General features: G+C 44.3%; 1 protein-coding gene and 1 pseudogene. Both read left to right on the plus strand.

Translation table 11 applies throughout. From position 1 onward, the window contains the following. A pseudogene (locus R7190_RS30600) lies at positions 1–145 on the plus strand (YitT family protein); the annotation flags it as partial. Between the two features lie 90 nt (positions 146–235). Then, a partial coding sequence (locus R7190_RS30605) for a transcriptional regulator (RefSeq protein ID WP_318138307.1) occupies positions 236–522 on the plus strand: 287 nt, incomplete at its 3' end.

Below are 522 nucleotides of genomic sequence, written 5' to 3' on the forward strand. Positions count from 1 at the left end.
AATCGATGCATGTATCCTGTTTGCTTCGTTCTTCTTTGTCACTCCAGAGGTGATTGGCCTTTCGATTTTGGGTGCCTTTGCACTGAATGTCGTATTGGCGATGAATCACAAACCACACCGATATTCCGTTACCTACGGTTCATAAACTTTTGATGATAATTGACGCGCGATTTATAAGATTTCGCGCTTCAATAACTATATAATATTTCGCGATTTCCAAATAACTCGGTACGGTATGCGCGACTTTCTACAACAAGCCAAACAAACTCACAGTTGTATTGCGATTGGCGAGTTGGTCTACAATCCGAAAACTCAGACTCTTCATCAAGACACTATCGCGATTGATCTCGAACCTCGTACCATTGAGTTATTAGAACTGCTGCTAACAAGCGTGGGGCATCCGCTCTCTGCCGACACCATTATCGAAACCATTTGGCAGAGCAAATTCATCTCCAAGAATGTGCTCACTAACCGCATTAGCACCTTACGTGCGCTGCTACAGCAACACCTACCCGAGTACGA

The organism is Vibrio sp. 1078-1 (genome assembly GCF_033340475.1).